This window comes from Secundilactobacillus malefermentans DSM 5705 = KCTC 3548 (assembly GCF_001436395.1).
Lineage (GTDB): Bacteria > Bacillota > Bacilli > Lactobacillales > Lactobacillaceae > Secundilactobacillus > Secundilactobacillus malefermentans.
Genome location: NZ_AZGJ01000046.1, coordinates 1 through 15,446 on the forward strand (window position 1 = coordinate 1; position 15,446 = coordinate 15,446).

At 43.3% G+C, this 15,446-nt stretch carries 17 protein-coding genes; 15 read left to right on the forward strand and 2 right to left on the reverse strand.

The annotated features are described in order from the left end of the window. Positions 1-21 precede the first annotated feature (21 nt). Positions 22-909: a YitT family protein gene (locus FD44_RS08030; protein ID WP_010619781.1), complete on the reverse strand. Its 888-nt coding sequence runs from the start codon at positions 907-909 to the stop codon at positions 22-24. A gap of 135 nt (positions 910-1,044) precedes the next feature. Here FD44_RS08030 and FD44_RS08035 point away from each other — a divergent pair, with 135 nt between their 5' ends. The 4 genes from FD44_RS08035 to FD44_RS08050 are packed head-to-tail and all read left to right on the forward strand — an operon-like array spanning position 1,045 to position 5,623. Continuing rightward, positions 1,045-2,244, forward strand: a complete 1,200-nt coding sequence (locus FD44_RS08035; protein WP_010619782.1) for a CCA tRNA nucleotidyltransferase — start codon at positions 1,045-1,047, stop codon at positions 2,242-2,244. Between the two features lie 19 nt (positions 2,245-2,263). Then, entirely contained in the window at positions 2,264-4,150 is a 1,887-nt protein-coding gene (locus FD44_RS08040; protein ID WP_010619783.1) for an ABC-F family ATP-binding cassette domain-containing protein, read from the forward strand. 16 nt (positions 4,151-4,166) lie between these two features. Further along, complete coding sequence (locus tag FD44_RS08045; RefSeq protein ID WP_010619784.1) at positions 4,167-5,117, forward strand: thymidylate synthase; 951 nt, start codon at positions 4,167-4,169, stop codon at positions 5,115-5,117. A 17-nt stretch (positions 5,118-5,134) separates the two neighbouring features. Next, entirely contained in the window at positions 5,135-5,623 is a 489-nt protein-coding gene (locus tag FD44_RS08050) for a dihydrofolate reductase (RefSeq protein ID WP_010619785.1), read from the forward strand. Between the two features lie 50 nt (positions 5,624-5,673). On the opposite strand, the gene trhA is transcribed toward FD44_RS08050, so the two are convergent. After that, entirely contained in the window at positions 5,674-6,321 is a 648-nt protein-coding gene (trhA, locus tag FD44_RS08055) for a PAQR family membrane homeostasis protein TrhA (RefSeq protein ID WP_010619786.1), read from the reverse strand. 170 nt (positions 6,322-6,491) lie between these two features. Between trhA and FD44_RS08060 the strand changes: the two genes are divergently transcribed. From FD44_RS08060 to FD44_RS10520, 11 genes are all read left to right on the forward strand, one after another. Further along, positions 6,492-7,337: a DegV family protein gene (locus FD44_RS08060; protein WP_010619787.1), complete on the forward strand. Its 846-nt coding sequence runs from the start codon at positions 6,492-6,494 to the stop codon at positions 7,335-7,337. A gap of 56 nt (positions 7,338-7,393) precedes the next feature. After that, complete coding sequence (locus FD44_RS08065; protein WP_010619788.1) at positions 7,394-8,302, forward strand: SGNH/GDSL hydrolase family protein; 909 nt, start codon at positions 7,394-7,396, stop codon at positions 8,300-8,302. Between the two features lie 13 nt (positions 8,303-8,315). After that, the gene (locus tag FD44_RS08070; RefSeq protein ID WP_010619789.1) at positions 8,316-8,939 is read left to right on the forward strand and encodes a YpmS family protein; all 624 of its coding nucleotides are present in this window, start codon (positions 8,316-8,318) and stop codon (positions 8,937-8,939) included. A 1-nt stretch (position 8,940) separates the two neighbouring features. Further along, on the forward strand, positions 8,941-9,162 hold the full coding sequence (locus FD44_RS08075; RefSeq protein ID WP_010619790.1) for a YozE family protein: 222 nt from the start codon (positions 8,941-8,943) through the stop codon (positions 9,160-9,162). 143 nt (positions 9,163-9,305) lie between these two features. Next, positions 9,306-9,662 carry a type II toxin-antitoxin system RelE/ParE family toxin gene (locus FD44_RS08080; protein ID WP_010619791.1) on the forward strand — a complete coding sequence of 119 codons (357 nt, stop codon included), beginning with the start codon at positions 9,306-9,308 and terminating at the stop codon, positions 9,660-9,662. Beyond that, on the forward strand, positions 9,652-9,918 hold the full coding sequence (locus FD44_RS08085) for a helix-turn-helix domain-containing protein (protein WP_010619792.1): 267 nt from the start codon (positions 9,652-9,654) through the stop codon (positions 9,916-9,918). Before FD44_RS08080 ends, FD44_RS08085 begins: the two co-directional genes overlap by 11 nt. A 259-nt stretch (positions 9,919-10,177) precedes the next feature. Further along, complete coding sequence (gene ylqF / locus FD44_RS08090) at positions 10,178-11,041, forward strand: ribosome biogenesis GTPase YlqF (RefSeq protein ID WP_010619793.1); 864 nt, start codon at positions 10,178-10,180, stop codon at positions 11,039-11,041. Next, on the forward strand, positions 11,034-11,822 hold the full coding sequence (locus FD44_RS08095; protein WP_010619794.1) for a ribonuclease HII: 789 nt from the start codon (positions 11,034-11,036) through the stop codon (positions 11,820-11,822). Before ylqF ends, FD44_RS08095 begins: the two co-directional genes overlap by 8 nt. Positions 11,823-11,849: 27 nt before the next feature. Then, on the forward strand, positions 11,850-12,722 hold the full coding sequence (gene dprA / locus FD44_RS08100) for a DNA-processing protein DprA (RefSeq protein ID WP_010619795.1): 873 nt from the start codon (positions 11,850-11,852) through the stop codon (positions 12,720-12,722). Between the two features lie 110 nt (positions 12,723-12,832). Beyond that, positions 12,833-14,932 (forward strand): type I DNA topoisomerase, encoded by a 2,100-nt coding sequence (topA, locus tag FD44_RS08105; RefSeq protein WP_010619796.1) that lies wholly within the window; start codon positions 12,833-12,835, stop codon positions 14,930-14,932. Positions 14,933-15,296: 364 nt separating this feature from the next. After that, entirely contained in the window at positions 15,297-15,434 is a 138-nt protein-coding gene (locus FD44_RS10520) for a hypothetical protein (protein WP_156656219.1), read from the forward strand. Positions 15,435-15,446 lie beyond the last annotated feature (12 nt).

Below are 15,446 nucleotides of genomic sequence, written 5' to 3' on the forward strand. Positions count from 1 at the left end.
GGTCAGTTTTGTCCCAGCCACTTATTTTTTATGAAATATTTTCTTTTCCGGTCGTTTATAACTAAATCCTTCACCCATCGTCTGACTCACATCGAGAACCGAGAGGAAGGCCTGCTTATCAAAATCGTCCACCAGTAGTTGCAAGGTATAGAGTTCGCTGGGACTGACCACCACGTACAGAATTGGCCGATCTTCGTAAGAGTAGCCGCCTTTGCCTTGAATAATGCTGACACCCCGTTGCATTCGCACCATGATGGCATCGGTAATCTTCTTAGATTCACTACTAATGATGAGCACACCCTTGGCAGAGTTGGCCCCGCTGAGAATCAAGTTCACAATTCTTGAGAAAATGTAGGACATAATCAAGGTGTACGCCATGTGCTGCACATCAATGTAAACGAGTGATGCGACCAGGACAACCACGTCCAGCCAAAGCAACGTTTGGCTCATTGGCACGCCCTTAAATCGTTCAAAAATTCGAGCAATAATATCCGTGCCACCCGTTGTGCCACCAAATCGGTAAAGGAGGCCACTGCCGGCGCCACCCAGCAGGCCGGCCCCGATTGAGGCCAAAACGAGATCGTGGTGAATATTAATCACAATGGGGGTTCGTTGCCAAACCCATAAGAAAAAGGACAGCATGATTGTTCCATAAATGGTGTAGATAAGGGAACGCTTACCCAAAAATCGATACCCAATAAAAATTAACGGAATATTGATAATCAGGGTCATATAGGCGGGATCAACGTGAAATAGGGCCCGGAAAATCAAGGTAATCCCGCTAATCCCACCGTCTGCTAGTTTATTGGCGATATTAAATTCGACCAATCCAAATGCGTAGGTAGCGCACCCAATCGCAATCATGATTAGATCGATGATTCTAATTTGTTCTCGTTTTTGTGCGATCATTCTTTTAGCTCCTTCGTGAACCAAAGTATATTAGTTCAATCATATCATAGTAAAAGCTGACTTTGCATTTTATAATGATTGGTGAATCTGTTAAGATATACAGGATAGTTTGAATGAAAAATAGAGGGTAAATTCATGAAAATTGAAACATTGCCAAAAGAATTTGAAGAAGCACGACCAATTATGCAGACCATTGAGGCTGCCGGATTTGAAGCCTATTTTGTTGGCGGCTCTGTCCGTGACACACTGCTCCATAAGGAGATCCATGACGTTGATATTGCCACCAGCGCCTATCCAGAAGAGGTTAAAGCCCTTTTCCATAAGACGGTGGATACCGGCATTGAGCACGGTACCGTCATGATTTTGGACCATGGGATTGGTTATGAAACCACGACTTTTAGAACCGAGTCGACCTATCAAGATTATCGGCGACCCGATTCCGTCACGTTTGTGAGATCCTTGAAAGAGGACCTAAAGCGTCGCGATTTCACAATCAACGCGTTAGCCATGCGTGAAAATGGTGAAATTATTGACCTTTTTGCGGGCCTTGATGATTTAAATAATGGCATCATCAAAGCCGTGGGCAATCCTGAGGAACGGTTCAACGAAGATGCGCTACGAATGATGCGAGCGGTACGATTTGCCAGCCAATTAAACTTCAAAATTGAAGTGGAGACTGAAAAGGCAATCACAAATCACGCAGAACTGCTAGAAAAAATTGCGGTGGAGCGGATTCAGGTTGAATTTATCAAAATGCTGCTGGGCCAAGAACCTGCCGTGGGACTGGTCAGCTTCGTTGAAACGGGTCTCTTCCAATACTGTCCCGACTTCAAGGATGCTCAATCGGCACTTGAATCGATGATTAAAATTGCTGACTTGCGCCTTCCAAACGAGGCAACCGCATGGGGACTTATTTGCCATTTGCTTAACTTTAGCAGTCCGCAAACGTCTCAGTTTTTAAAGAACTGGAAAACATCCAACCAGATGATTGAGTCCGTCTTAAAGACGACCAAAGCACTGAACGCTATTTTGGAAAACCGCGTTGATAATTGGATGCTCTACCAAACGGGTCGAACAGAATTGATAAATGCCATAAACTTGGCGCAACAATTATTTGCAGCAACTGACGAAGCAGGCTTGCTGACGCAGTATGATAATCTCCAGATTAAATCCAAGAAAGAATTGGCATTGACGGGTAAAGACTTAATGACGGCTGGCGTGAAGCCCGGACCACAAATGGGCCAAATCCTAGCCGAAGTTGAGCGAAAAGTCGTTGAAAATGAGTTAACTAATTCAAATGACGTGTTAACTGAATACGTCAGAAACAGAAAATAGGCAGTGAAAGAGTGAGAGAATGCAAACGTTAAGATCAGAGAGCTTAGTGAGCACGTATGGCGAAAAAACACTATTCGATGGCATTAGTTTCATTATTAATGAACGAGATCGAATTGGCCTAATTGGAACAAACGGAAGTGGAAAAACCACTTTGTTAAACACGCTTGCTGGAATTACTCAGGAAAATAGCGGCGATATTATTAAGCCCAAGGACTACGAAATTGGGTACTTAAAGCAGGATCCTGAATTAGACGATACCAAAACAATTTTGGATGCCGTTTTTGAGGGTTCGCAAAAAGTGTTTTCAACCATTCGCAAATACGAACAGGAACTAGATAATTACAGTAAACATCCCGACGATTCTGCCATTCAGGACCGCTATTTAGTGGCAGAAGCCAAAATGAATGAAGAGGATGCCTGGAATGCGGAGAGTGACGTCAAAGCTATTTTGACCCAGTTGCACATTACCGATTTAAACCAGGTGATTGGGACTCTGTCTGGTGGACAAAAGAAACGGGTTGGCTTGGCGCAAGTTCTGATTCAGTCGCCGGACTTACTTCTTTTGGATGAACCAACCAACCATTTGGATTTTGATTCGATTGAATGGCTGCAAAAGTACCTTGCTAACTACAAGGGCGCTCTTTTAGTTGTAACCCATGACCGGTACTTCTTGGATCAGGTTGCCAATCAAATTTGGGAACTATCCTTCGGGAAACTTTATCAGTATGAGGGGAACTATCAGGACTACGTTGCGAAGAAGGCGGTTCGGGTTGAAGAGGAAGCCACTGCGGAACACAAGCAGCAGCAACTCTATAAACAGGAACTAGAGTGGATGCACGCTGGCGCTAAGGCGCGTTCCACCAAGCAACAGGCGCGAATCAACCGGTTTAATGACATCAAAAGCAATGTTGGGACTCGTCAAGTTGAGGACAAGGTCGATATCAATTTGGGGCAACAACGCCTTGGTAAAAAAGTCATTCAGCTCAAAGACGCCAGTCTCAAACTTGGCGACCATTCAATCCTGAACGATTTCAGTATGCTCATCCAAGCCGGCGAGCGAATCGGGATTAGTGGTGAAAATGGTGCCGGTAAATCCTCTCTGCTGAACGTTATTGCAGAACGCTTACCACTTGACTCCGGCACCGTTGAAATTGGTGAGACTGTCAAAATGGCCTACTATACGCAGCAAAATGAACCCATCCCGGAAGATAAGCGCATGATTAGTTACCTAAACGAGGTCGGTGAACACGTGACCGATAGCGCAGGTAATAAAATTAGTGTGTCTGAACTCCTGGAACAGTTCCTGTTTCCGAGATTCATGCATGGCACGTTAATTCGAAAGTTATCTGGTGGTGAAAAACGCCGCCTTTACCTGTTAAAATTATTGATGGGACAGCCAAATGTTCTGCTGCTGGACGAGCCGACCAATGACTTGGATATTGGTACGTTGACCGTGTTGGAAAACTACATTGACCACTTTAACGGTACCGTCATCACGGTATCCCATGACCGGTACTTTTTGGACAAGGTAGCTGATCGGCTACTCGTCTTTAATGGGAATGGTCAAATTGATGAGGAAGTTGGGTTCTTTACCGATTACCTGGCCAGTCTCCATACAAATAACACAAGTAAATCAGAAAAGTCGCAACCAAAGACTGACAAGCCAAAAGTTGAAGTCAAGAAGGAAAAGACCAAGCTAACCTATGCCGAGAAAAAGGAATGGGAAACGATTGAAGCCGAAATTGATAAGTTAGAGGCTAACAAATCCGACTTGAAGGAACAAATGAACCAGAATGGTGCTAATTATGATAAACTTGCGGAACTACAAGCAGCAGTCGAGCAAGCTGATAAAGATTTAGATGCAAAAATTGCGCGTTGGGAATACCTGAGTGACTATGCTGAATAAAGGGTGGTAATGAATGATGCTTGAAGATGCATACTTAAATTTGGAACGTTATGTTTTAGAACATGGACATCGAAAGACGGATCGAACCGGTACAGGGACCATTAGTACCTTTGGCTACCAAATGCGGTTTGACCTGAACGAAGGGTTTCCACTCTTAACGACCAAGAAAGTTCCATTTGGATTAATCAAAAGTGAACTTCTCTGGTTTCTAAAGGGTGACACCAACATTAAGTTTTTGCTTCAACACAAGAATCACATTTGGGATGAATGGGCCTTTGAAAAGTTTGTCAATTCTACCGAATATCATGGCCCAGACATGACTGATTTTGGTCACCGTTCCGCTAGTGATCCAGAATTCAACAACGTCTATCAAGCAGAAAAGTCAAAGTTCTGTGATGCCATTTTAAATGATGATGATTTTGCCAAACGGTTCGGCGATTTAGGACTGGTGTACGGGAGCCAGTGGCGAGCATGGAAGACCAGCACTGGGCAGACCATTGATCAAATTCAAAACGTGATTGACCAAATTAAAGTTCATCCAGATTCTCGACGGTTAATCGTGACGGCCTGGAATCCAGAAGATGTGCCGTTGGTTGCCTTACCACCGTGCCACACCATGTTCCAGTTCTACGTTGTGGACAATAAATTGAGCTGTCAGCTATATCAACGTTCTGCTGATATCTTCTTAGGCGTTCCGTTTAACATTGCGAGCTACGCGCTCTTAACGTCGCTGATTGCGAAGCAGACTGGTTTGGAAGTCGGTGAGTTTGTGCACACGTTTGGGGATGCCCATATTTACCTGAATCACATTGATCAGGTAAAGGAACAATTAGCTCGGACACCCGTTGCTGCACCTAAGCTTATTTTGAATCCGGACAAGGACAACATTTTTGACTATGAGATGAAAGATATCAAATTAGAGGGCTACAATCCCCAACCAGCAATCAAGGCGCCAGTCGCCGTTTAATGGAGGAGGTCTGACACGTGTTTAAATTTATTTGGGCCGAAGATAGCCAGCACGCCATTGGAAATGAGGGTCACCTTCCTTGGCGCCTACCGGAAGACATGCATTTTTTCCGGGATACGACAATGAATCACACCTTAGTTTCCGGCAGCAGAACCTTTGAGAGTTACGGACGACCATTGCCACATCGCAAGAATATTGTGATGGCGAATAACCCTGAAGCAACGTTTCCTGAGGGCGTGATTGTGATGCACTCATTGGATGAATTGTTGGCATACGAAAAAGCCACCGATGAAGCTATTTTTATCAGTGGTGGGGCAACGATTTTTAAACTGTTGTTGCCGTACGTTTCCGAGTTGTACGTCACCAAATTAGACGGAACCTTCACCGCGGATACGTTCATGCCCGAAATCGACTACAGTCAATTTGAGCTGATTGATTCGCGAGAAGGTATTCTGGATGAGCAAAATACAATTCCCCATCGTTTTGAACATTATCGCCGAAAATAAAACAGGACTAAGCGGTTAAAAGGCCGACTTAATCCTGTTTTTTAATAAAATTACGCGTATAAGTAAATTGAAAAGAACATCAAGATGGTTCCCAGTAACACGAATAAGTGCCAAATGACGTGACCGTACCGAATGGCTTTAAAGCTGTAAAGTACGGCACCAAGTGTGAAGGCAACACCACCACCGACCAATAGGTAAAAGCCGATGGGACCTAATCCCTGGTAGAGGGCCTTAAAGCCCATGACACACATCCAGCCCATCACGACGTAAATAATCGTTGATAGCGTCTGAAACTTTCCTAACCAGAGACACTTATAAATGATGCCGCAAATCGCCATCAGCCATATAATCGAAAGGATGACGATTCCCAGTGTGCCTTTGATAACCACTAAGCAATAGGGAGTATACGTTCCGGCAATGAGTAAGTAAATTGCCGAGTGATCAAATATTTGAAAGACGTGGCTCGCCTTTGTGAAAATGAGACTGTGAAACAGGGTGGATGCCAAGTAAAATAGAATTAGGATGGCGCCGTAAATGCTAAAGGCCCAGATTTTGACTGAATTACCTGAATCAACCGCCTTAATCACCAACAAAACGAGTGCGGCAATACTCAGTCCAACACCGAGACCGTGAGTAATTGAATTTAAGACTTCATTAATAATTTGATAACGCTTCGCTGAATCGGTATTTGCTTGCAATTTAGTCACCTCAATATAGAGTTTAGCCGAGGAATGAAATCGACACAAGTTAGAATTTGATTTGAAATGAAAAAAACGATTAAGTCTGCTATACTATTAGCGAACCTGCGCGAGATAACACTCATTAGCGCGCAAGATTACCTTCGGGATAGAAAGAGTGGTAGTACGAAATGGCAACTGTGAAAATCGTGACCGATTCCTCAGCCGGATTGACGGATCAGGAAGTTAAAGAGTTAAATATTACGATTGTGCCACTATCGGTAATGATTGATGACACTATTTATGTAGAACGAGAAACAATCACCAACGAAGAGTTTTATCAAAAAATGATGACCTCTAAGACGTTACCCAAGACGAGTCAACCCCCATTGGGAACCTTCGTCGAAACGTTTGATAAGCTGGGTGAAGATGGAAGCTCTGTTGTCTGCTTTAACATGCTTGAGGCAATCAGTGGAACTGTTCATACAGCCGAACAAGCTGCTAACTTGAGCAAGACCGACGTGACCGTCGTGGATAGTGGAACTACCGACCGAGGTTTAGCCTATCAGGTGATTGAAGCTGCCAAGCTGGCCCAACAGGGTGGCACACCAGAGGAAATTGTTAAGCGGGCCGCTGACGTTAATGACCATACTAAATTGTACATGGGGGTTATGACTTTAAATAACCTCGTGAAGGGTGGTCGTATCAAACGAGTGACCGGATTAATTTCAACTCTTTTAAACATCAAAATTGTGCTTGAAGTAACTCACGGCGAACTCAACATTGAGACTAAGGGTCGCGGCATGAAGACCATTGATAAATTTTACAACAAGGTTTACGATCAAATGCAAACGATTAAGCACATGAAGGGGATTTGTATTTCCCACGTTGGCGCCATTGAAACGGCCAACAAAATTAAAGAAAAACTACAGCCAATGTTCCCAGAGGTTCCAATATTAGTCCGGGAAACTGTTCCAATCATCGCAACTCATGGTGGTCCTGGTGCATTTGCATTGGTCTACTATTACGATGATTAGTTGAGGCAGAGGCGGGATTTGGGTCCCACCTTTTTTATTATTTAAGAGGGGATTTTATGAGATCAAGAGTACAAGCAAAAAAGAGTCATAAGTGGCTATGGTGGGTTCTCCTATTAGTGGCCATCGTGGTTGGCGGCGGCTTTTACTTTGTCCAACACGGTCAAAGCCACATTGGAAAACCGCAAACAGTTCGGTTAGTTGCCCTCGGTGATTCCTTAACCTATGGCGTCGGCGACCAGAAGAAACAGGGCGGTTACGTTTCTCAGATAAAAACCAAGCTGGAAGCTAAGAATAATGTTAAAGTGAAAACGGCTAATTTTGGCGTATCGGGCAATCGTTCCGATCAAATTGAAAAGCGCCTCAAAACACAGACTAAATTTCAAACTAAATTGAAGAATGCCGACGTGATTGTGATGACGGTCGGTGGAAATGACCTCTTCCAAAAGCTTCAACAGGAAATGTTTGTCTCTTCTACCCAGACCGTTAACCAGGACATGGCTAAAGCACTCACGACTTACCAAACGAAGTTAACCAGTTTGATGCACGAAATTAGGCATTATAATAGCAAATCGCCCATTTTCCTGTATAGTATCTATAACCCGGTTTACGTGTACTTCGCAAACGTGTCGCTCATTTCAAAGTCAGTTGCGCAACTCAATCAGGTTGATCAGTCGGTTATTAAGGCGGACGGGAATACCTACTTTGTTGACATCAATCATGCACTGTCTGACGGTCAGTACACGACAAAGGCCAAGCGCCAAAAGTTGCTGGATAAGACCAAGAAGGTTAATCAAAGTAGCCTTGATCTATCACAGTATAACGAGGTGTTAAACGGTCAGGGTAAAAGCGCCAATGTTTACATTTCAAATGCCGATCATTTCCACCCGAACCACAAGGGCTACGGCATTATGACGAATCACCTGTATCGCGTTATGATGGACCACAAGAAACAATGGGAAAATTAGGGGTGTCGATTAAATGAGAAACAGAACGGAATCAAAGAAGAAATCTCGTAACATTTGGAAATACGCGTTTTTTGTCCTACTCATCTTACTCATTGCGATGGGTGTGTACGTTGGCAGACAGGTTTCAACGCCAGTCGCCCAAACGGTCCCCTCATCAACGGTGGTCAAGAGTAATAAGAACTTTGACGTGAGCCTAAATAAAACCCAGTTAAACTCACTCGCCAGTTTTTATTTAAAAAAGATTCAAAAGGATCAGAAGATGAAGTATAAATTCTCCATCAAGGATCAAGCCATCTTGGGTGGTAGTACCAAGGTGCTCGGCGTTAACGTAAACTTTGCGTTAGCACTGAAACCCGTTTTATTGAAAAATGGGAATGTGCGACTGGATGCTAAGAGCTTATCCGTTGGAAGTTTGCGGTTGCCAATTAGCTTCGTCATGAACTATGCGGCTAAGAACTACAAGCTCCCAGATTGGATCGCCCTAAACTCAAAGAAGAAGACCATCACGATGGACCTACGCCACATGGGCGGCAATGATAGTCTATCGTACAAAGCCAAGACCATTAACATGAAGGGTGACGGAAGGTTTACCTTTCAAGTTAACATTCCCAAATCAGGGAAACTAGGAGGAATTTAAGTTGATTAAAACGTTCTACGAATACCTTATGACTCAACGGAATCCTAATAGTTATGAACCAGTGGCGGAGTTTGCCAACAATGCTTTTTATGATCAAGCCTTTCCAAAGCAGGAAACCTCCTTTGATATTCTTTCAAAGTATTTAGAGGAAAACGCATCCTACTTACCAACGATGACGGTATTTGATGAGGCGTGGTCGATGTATTTGGCGTCAATTAGTTAATAAATTAAGTCTATGAGAACGGCTACCAGTTATGTGGGTAGTCGTTTTTTTGATGTGGAGCATAAATTTGATGGGCTATTAATATGTGAATTTTAAGTATTCTTATATATTGACAATATATTAATATATAATATAATTAAGCTATGAAAAAGTTAGAGTTTGAAACGTATGAACGTCTGAGTGGGCACGATGAGTTTAAAGAGTGGATTAAGGAATTGCCAAGAAAAGATCGAGCAAAAATGTATCGAGTAATTAACGACACTGAAGAATTCGGAATGCTGATTGCACAAAGACTTAAATGGGTTAAAAAAATTGATAAGAATTTATATGAGTTGCGGAGTAAGGTTGGTTCAAATATACAGCGTGCCATTTACTTTCACGTGGAGGGTACACGATTTGTCATAACTCATGGATTTACCAAAAAAACAGATAAAACTCCGTTAGCACAAATTAATCATGCGCAGGAACTTAAGAAAGAGTGGTATGAATATGAAAATTGATGAAATGATTAAACAGGAACGAAAAGATCCTGAATTTAATAAATTTTATGAGGCCGAGGGCGAGAAACTTGCGACGGCTGTTGCTTTATACCATGCGAGAGAAGAAGCAGGGATGACACAATCAGAGCTAGCTGAGCGCGCACAGACGACACAGGCAACAATCGCTAAAATTGAGCGTGGAGATAATGTCTCATTTGATAAGCTACAAGACATTGCACATGCCATGGGAAAAAAATTGCAGGTTACTTTCAGCTAAATGGAGTTAAGTGAAATGAAGTATACCCCCCGAAAGTTAAATTAAAGCTTTCGGGGTGTTTTTATGGTTAAAAGTAAAATGTAAGCGTTAGGACTATTCAAACATAACGTAAAATAACCGTATTAAATGGTAAAATAGAATATGCTAATTTGACACATTCTACTTTTGATAGATATATAACAGTTGTTTCTTCAAATGATTAATTTAATTAAGAAATCCAATACAATTTAAACCTCACTACAAAAAGGAGTTACACAACATGGCAGTTATTCAATGGTTTCCCGGTCACATGGCCAAGGCTATTCGCCAGGTCGAAGAAAAATTACCACTTGTCGACATCGTATTCGAGCTAGTCGATGCGCGAATTCCACTATCATCACGAAATCCGGAACTCAAACGACTCATGAAGGACAAGCCCCATTTAATCGTCATGACTAAAATGGACTTAGCTGATCCCGAAATGACTAAGAAGTGGATTGCCTACTTTAAAAATGAGGTCGGCGTCCGTGCAATTGCAATCGATTCAAAGGCAAATATCACCGTTAAGAACATCACTAAAATTACCGAGAGTATCTTAGCGGACAAGCTTGCCCATGAAGAAGAAAAGGGCCTAAAGGAACGCCCAATTCGTGCAATGACAATTGGTATTCCAAACGTGGGGAAGTCGACACTCCTTAACCGACTTGTTAATCGGAAGGTTGCCCAGGTTGGGGATACTCCTGGCGTTACCAAAGGTCAGCAGTGGCTTCGCTCTTCAAAGAAGCTTGAACTGTTAGACACCCCCGGAATTCTCTGGCCAAAGTTTGAGGATCCTGAAACTGGCCAAAAGTTAGCGCTAACCGGTGCCATCAAGGACCAGCGATTTGCCAGCGATGATGTGGCGCTATTTGCCATCAAGTACTTTAAACAGTACCATCCGCATAATTTACAGGAACGCTACCATTTGAGCGATGACGATATGACATTGTCTGATATTGATCTACTGCTTACTATTACCAAAAAGGTGGGGATGCAGGAAGATTACGAACGTGCCAGCGAACGCCTCATTCAGGACACCCGTAAAGAAAAAATTGGGCGCTATACTTTGGACACAAATTTTGGAAGTGATTCTCAACATGCCTGACAAGAAACTGTCCATTAAACAGGTGAAGGAACTATTCGCACCCGTTACCAGCATGACGGATCCCATCCTGTCCCAATTTAAAACGGATTCCCGGATTGGTGTACAACGCCTCATCACGGCCACACAAACGCGACTGGAAAAAGCCGTTGAACAAGAACAGCTTTTTCAGGAACGATTACGCTACGAACATTCCTTTTGGGAACGAGGAATTCAACACGTTGCCGGAGTTGATGAAGTCGGCAGGGGTCCTTTAGCTGGTCCAGTCGTGACCGCGGCCGTCATTTTGCCGCACGATTTTGATATTCCATTAGTGAACGACTCAAAGAAATTGACGCACCTCGAACGGGAGACCCTTTTCCCGCAAATTATTAAACAGGCGAAGGCCGTCAGTATTGGCATTGCCTCAAATGAAATCATTGATCAGATCAATATTTACGAAGCGACCCGAGTGGCCATGAAACAGGCGGTAGAGCGGTTATCCATTCAACCCGAGCAACTTATCGTGGATGCCATGCAAATCCCCGTACCGGTGCCTCAGACCCGTTTAATTAAGGGTGACGCCAAGAGTGCAAGTGTATCCGCAGCCAGTATCGTGGCCAAAGTCTACCGGGACCATTTGATGGCGCTTTACGATGTTATCTATCCAGGCTATGGATTTACCAAGAACGCAGGGTATGGGACCAAAATCCACATGCATGGACTAGACACTTTGGGCGCAACTCCGATTCACCGGAAAACCTTTGCACCCGTTCGCAAAATAATCAACGCTTCTCGTAGTTAAGAATAATTAACTATGAGGGGCGTTTTTATGAAATCACGAGAGTTACTACTATTAATAAAGTTATCAAAGGGAATTGGGATCCACGGTGAGGCACTCATCTATGATTGGCTGGTGCAGGAACAAAAGTGTACCGAGGTCGAACCCAGCGCAGAAAAATTAGTCCAAATTGCGCGGATTAAGCCACCACACAAGCAACAATTTATCCAAGATTTCAATCAAAATGTTAACCTACTAAAACTCCACCAACTCCAAGCACAATTATTCATCACCATTTTGGACGCAGATTATCCTGATCAACTACGGGAAATATACTTGCCGCCTATCGTTTTATTCTATGCCGGCAACGGTGAGCTACTTAAGTCAGATTGGCTCTTAGGCGTAGTGGGCGCTAGAAAAGCCTCTCACTATTCGATTGAAACGCTACGGAACATTGTTCGGCCAGCCGTTAGTCAAGGCTTAACGGTTGTTTCTGGGCTTGCAGAAGGCGTCGACAAGCTAAGCCATCAATGTGCGATTTCAGTTGGTCAACCGACCATTGGTGTCATTGGAACGGGACTCGATGTTTTTTATCCCAAGACTAATGAAGCCCTGCAGCGGGAAATGAGTGAAAAGCAGCTCGTCATTAGTGAATATCCGGCTGGAACTTCAGGCGCACGGCACCACTTTCCAGAACGAAACCGGATTATTGCCGGTCTGGTTCAGACACTTTTAGTCACTGAGGCACGTCATCAAAGTGGAAGTCTCATCACCGCAAATTTGGCCCTGCAGGAAAATCGGAATGTGTTGGCGATTCCGGGGGATGTTACCCGACTACTTTCAACCGGTTGCAACGAACTCATTGCGGCAGGTGCAAAGCCAATTTTAAGCGCCGATGACATTTTGGAGGAGTTTCGATTTTAGCAACTAGTTGGGTTGATGAAATTTGACTTTATAAATATCTTGAAATATGATGTGAAAGAATTCGATAATGAAACCGTTAAATAAATATTCGGAATTGAGGGAGCAACTGGATGGCGACTACGAAGAAGAAATCGCGAGCAAAAACACAAAAGAAAAAATTAGTGATTGTTGAATCTCCCGCTAAGGCGAAGACAATTGAAAAATATTTAGGCCGGACCTACAAGGTCATGGCCAGCCTTGGTCACATCAGAGATTTACCAAAAAGTAAAATGGGAATTGATTTTGATAATGATTTTGACCCCCACTATATCTCGATTCGAGGTAAGGGTGACGTCATTAAAAAGCTTAGAGCTGAAGCCAAAAAAGCCAAAGCCGTTTATCTGGCATCTGACCCTGACCGTGAAGGTGAATCAATCGCTTGGCATCTTTCCTACATTTTAGGACTAGATGTGAAGGATAATAACCGAGTGGTCTTTAATGAAATTACCAAAGACACCGTCAAAAATGCGTTTAAGACACCACGGAGCATCGACATGGATTTGGTGGATGCCCAACAAGCCCGTCGAATTCTTGACCGGATCGTGGGTTACTCAATTTCACCATTGCTATGGCAAAAGGTGAAGAAGGGGCTCAGTGCCGGACGAGTTCAGTCAATCGCACTGAAACTCATCATCGACCGTGAAAATGAAATCAAAGCCTTTGTGCCAGTCGAATACTGGACCATAGATTCAGAGTTCAAAAAGGGCAAATCCAAGTTTATGGCTAGTTACTATGGTGTAAACGGTAAAAAGGGTGACCTTGCGAACAACGATGAGGTGCAAAAGGTTCTTGCTAAACTAGATCGAAAGGGCGACTTTGATATTACCAAAGTTGTCAAAAAAGAGCGGAAGCGGATGCCTCAACCACCATTTACAACTAGTTCAATGCAACAGGAGGCTAACAAAAAGCTTCGGTTCCGAACTCGAAAGACAATGATGGCGGCCCAACAGTTATATGAAGGAATCACCATCGGTAAAGAGGGCAACCAAGGTCTCATTACCTACATGCGTACCGATTCCACCCGTATTTCACAAATTGCGAAACATGAAGCGTCTCAGTTCTTACATGAGAAGTACGGCGCAGAGTACGCCGCAACGAAGCCAATCAAGGGTAAGTTGCCAGAGGGTGCTCAGGATGCCCATGAGGCAATTCGGCCAAGTTCCGTGTTTAGAACCCCAGCAAGCTTAAAAGAATACCTATCAAACGACCAGTTCAAGTTATATCAATTGATTTGGAATCGCTTTGTCGCTAGTCAAATGACCCCAGCCGTCATGGACACCATGGCCGTAACGATTGAACAAAACAAGGTCATGTTCCGCGCTAATGGTTCAAAGATGAAGTTTGATGGTTTCTTGAAGGTTTACAATAACGACAAGGAAAAGGATAATCTGTTGCCAGATTTGAATGAGGGCGACACCGTCAAACTCAGCAAGACGGATCCCGCACAACACTTTACGCAGCCACCGGCCCGTTTTAGTGAAGCCAACATGATCAAGGCCCTCGAAGAAAACGGGGTTGGTCGTCCGTCAACCTATGCACCAACGTTGGACACCATTCAACGCCGTTACTACGTCAAACTCGTTGCACGACGCTTCGAGCCAACCGAATTAGGTGAGATTGTTAACGGCATCATCCTTGACTACTTTCCCGACATCGTCAACATCGACTTCACCGCCAATCTTGAAAAAGAATTGGATGGCGTTGAAGAGGGTGACGAAAACTGGGTCAAGGTTATTCGGGACTTCTATCAGCCATTCTCTAAAGAAGTGGAACATGCTGCCGAAACAATCGAAAAGGTTCAGATTAAGGAAGAACTTGCCGGATTTAACTGTGACATCTGTGGCGCCCCAATGGTCGTCAAGATGGGTAAGTACGGAAAATTCTACGCTTGTTCGAGATTCCCTGATTGTCGGAATACCCAAGCAATCGTTAAGGAAATCGGCGTTGTTTGTCCTAAGTGTCATCAAGGACAAGTCATCGAACGTAAGTCTAAACGGAACCGAATTTTCTATGGTTGTTCCCGTTACCCAGACTGTGATTTTGTCACCTGGGATAAGCCAGTTGGGCGCGACTGTCCGAAAGATGGTCACTTCCTCGTTGAAAAGAAGGTCAAGGGTGGCCTTCAAGTTATCTGCCCTAATGGGGATTACGAAGAAGCTATTCAAAAATAAGCTCAAAGAAGCACTCGAAAAGATCGAGTGCTTCTTTTTTGTTCCCCTAAATAAGGAAAAACTGTACTTGTTAAAGAACTGTAATGTTGCAACATGAAAAAGGGCTTAGAATGAAGGTATTCAATTTATTATAAATGGAAAAGCTGTTGTTTATTGGTTTTTACAGTTAGAAAGCGCTTGCCTTAAAAATGGTTATTAAATAGTGATTGTCGAACAAAGTGATTCGTGGTAACGTATATAAGTTGGAATTAATCAAGCGAACAGAATTTTTTTAACAAATTTAAACAAACCTGTAATTATGTCGTTTAAAATAATGACAACCGAACATCAGTATAAATTTAAAGAAAATGAGTTGATAATTTTTATGGATAATACAAATACGAACGTCGTTTCCATCGGTGAAATTCTATTGACGCTCCGTAAACATATTAAGTTAATTTTAGGGACAACCGTTGTGGTCACGTTAGTAGCAGCAATTGTAACTATTTTTTTCTGGATGTAAGCTGATTCCTGA

Bases quoted from the DNA above. Each gene is read 5' to 3' on its own strand.
- FD44_RS08030 (WP_010619781.1), bottom strand. From the start codon at position 909: ATGATCGCACAAAAACGAGAACAAATTAGAATCATCGATCTAATCATG.
- FD44_RS08035 (WP_010619782.1), top strand. From the start codon at position 1,045: ATGAAAATTGAAACATTGCCAAAAGAATTTGAAGAAGCACGACCAATT.
- FD44_RS08040 (WP_010619783.1), top strand. From the start codon at position 2,264: ATGCAAACGTTAAGATCAGAGAGCTTAGTGAGCACGTATGGCGAAAAA.
- FD44_RS08045 (WP_010619784.1), top strand. From the start codon at position 4,167: ATGCTTGAAGATGCATACTTAAATTTGGAACGTTATGTTTTAGAACAT.
- FD44_RS08060 (WP_010619787.1), top strand. From the start codon at position 6,492: ATGGCAACTGTGAAAATCGTGACCGATTCCTCAGCCGGATTGACGGAT.
- FD44_RS08065 (WP_010619788.1), top strand. From the start codon at position 7,394: ATGAGATCAAGAGTACAAGCAAAAAAGAGTCATAAGTGGCTATGGTGG.
- FD44_RS08070 (WP_010619789.1), top strand. From the start codon at position 8,316: ATGAGAAACAGAACGGAATCAAAGAAGAAATCTCGTAACATTTGGAAA.
- FD44_RS08080 (WP_010619791.1), top strand. From the start codon at position 9,306: ATGAAAAAGTTAGAGTTTGAAACGTATGAACGTCTGAGTGGGCACGAT.
- FD44_RS08085 (WP_010619792.1), top strand. From the start codon at position 9,652: ATGAAAATTGATGAAATGATTAAACAGGAACGAAAAGATCCTGAATTT.
- ylqF (WP_010619793.1), top strand. From the start codon at position 10,178: ATGGCAGTTATTCAATGGTTTCCCGGTCACATGGCCAAGGCTATTCGC.
- FD44_RS08095 (WP_010619794.1), top strand. From the start codon at position 11,034: ATGCCTGACAAGAAACTGTCCATTAAACAGGTGAAGGAACTATTCGCA.
- dprA (WP_010619795.1), top strand. From the start codon at position 11,850: ATGAAATCACGAGAGTTACTACTATTAATAAAGTTATCAAAGGGAATT.
- topA (WP_010619796.1), top strand. From the start codon at position 12,833: ATGGCGACTACGAAGAAGAAATCGCGAGCAAAAACACAAAAGAAAAAA.
- FD44_RS10520 (WP_156656219.1), top strand. From the start codon at position 15,297: ATGGATAATACAAATACGAACGTCGTTTCCATCGGTGAAATTCTATTG.